Source organism: Mesobacillus sp. (assembly GCF_049588175.1).
In the GTDB taxonomy this organism is placed as follows: Bacteria; Bacillota; Bacilli; order Bacillales; family Cytobacillaceae; genus Mesobacillus.
Map to the genome: position 1 here is coordinate 1 of NZ_JBAVFI010000494.1, position 1,732 is coordinate 1,732.

2 protein-coding genes are annotated in these 1,732 nt (G+C 41.1%); both read right to left on the reverse strand.

What is annotated here, in order from left to right:
- Positions 1-229 precede the first annotated feature (229 nt).
- A complete protein-coding gene (locus WB217_RS12045; protein WP_423993464.1) occupies positions 230-505 on the reverse strand; it encodes a hypothetical protein in 276 nt (91 codons plus the stop codon).
- Between the two features lie 206 nt (positions 506-711).
- On the reverse strand, positions 712-1,732 hold a 1,021-nt coding region (gene kynU, locus WB217_RS12050; RefSeq protein ID WP_423993465.1), incomplete at its 5' end, for a kynureninase.

The window sequence follows — 1,732 nt, forward strand, 5'->3', positions numbered from 1 at the left end:
ATTCATGCTTTCACTCCTTATTGGTGTATTCCTAACTAAATTAGCACACAAATGTTGACGGAATGTTAAGAATCGTTTAATTTAAAAATTTCCCAATCGAAGCATGATCGCCGTGCCAGATTCCATATCGTTTTCACTAAAATCTTTTAATCTAACTTCCCAAACACACAGCAAATCGTTTTTAATTTTCCCAAAAGTAAAATTTTCTCAGTTCCAGACCTGCAGAAAATTAATACTTTCTTGAAATAAAGCTTAAAAATCGCTCTTTTTCCTCTTTATTATGTAAGATTTTTTCCACAATCCGTTCTTCTGTTAAATAGTCCTTTAATTCTTCATTCTGATAAATACTTTCATAATACCGTCCATCATCACTGAGTTCCTTAAACCACTTTTCCTTTTTCAGCTTCCGAATATTCCTTTTGAATTTCAGATCGTCCAAGTCCATCCCACCCGAAAACAGCAAACCTAAAATAACAGCAGCAATGACCTTAAAAAAGTTCTTCATGCTTTTTTCCCCTTTTAATTCGGATTAATATATTAACGGTTAACACTCTATAAAAGTTTCAAATAAAAAAAAACCACCCAAACAGAGTGGTTTCAGCAAATTTGCAGTGTTTCTGCAGCTGGCTCAATAAAACACTTATAGCATTTTGCTTTAATGAAGTTATTTTTCCTGCGAAATGGAACACGAGAACCGTCCCCATGTTCCGTTTAAGCCACTACGTTTCTAGTATTCTCAAACTTCTTATATTCTTGGTTCTCCATGATTTTCTTTAAAATTTGAACTGTATTCCAAATCTCTTCATAGGTTGTGTACAGGGCGATTGGTGCGAGGCGGATCACATTGGGTGCGCGAAAATCAGGGATGATCTTGTTTTCTTTAAGCGCCTTGCAGATCCTGGCCGCCTCATCGTGCTCCAGGCAAATATGGCCGCCGCGAGCCTTATCCTCTCTTGGATTACCAATCTCAAAATTAAATTCCGCAAGTTCATTATCAATCAGCTTCATCATGTATTCCGTCATTTTCAAAGACGTTTCCCTTATTCTAATGATGCCTGCTTCCTCAAACATTTCCAGCGAGCCCAATAGTGGTGCAATACTTAAAACATGCGGTGTGCCAATCTGGTAGGCACCGGCCGTGTCTGCGTGCTCTAACGTATGCTCCATATCAAACTGCTTTTCTTTTTTCGAACTGAACCAGCCAGCCAGTCCAGGAGCTGTCCCGAGGTTTCTTTCGTGAACAAACATTCCGCCGACTCCCCCAGGTCCGCTGTTCAAGTATTTATAGTTGCACCACACGGCGAAATCCACACCCCACTCATGCAAGGAATGCGGAATCGCACCAATCGAATGCGCCAGGTCAAAGCCTATTAATATCCCTCTTTTATGCGCTTCTTCTGCTAGACGCTTCATATCCAGCAGCTGTCCGCTGCGGTATAATACAGATGGTAGCCAGACAAGCGCGACTTCCTCGGTCATCGCCGCAATAACATCTTCTTCAGAAATCGTGCGGCCATCTCTGCTTTTCACTTGGATTAAGTGCTGCGCCGGGTCAAGCCCGTGTAATTTCAATTGCGCTTTAATCGCATAAATATCTGATGGAAAATTAAGTTCATCGGCAAGGATTTTGGTTTTTTTGCCCGCTGGTTTGTAAAAAGTCGCCAGCACTTGATGGATATTCGTCGTGATGGAGCCAGTCACAATCACTTCTTCTGCTTTCGCACCGACTATT

Bases quoted from the DNA above. Each gene is read 5' to 3' on its own strand.
- WB217_RS12045 (WP_423993464.1), bottom strand. From the start codon at position 505: ATGAAGAACTTTTTTAAGGTCATTGCTGCTGTTATTTTAGGTTTGCTG.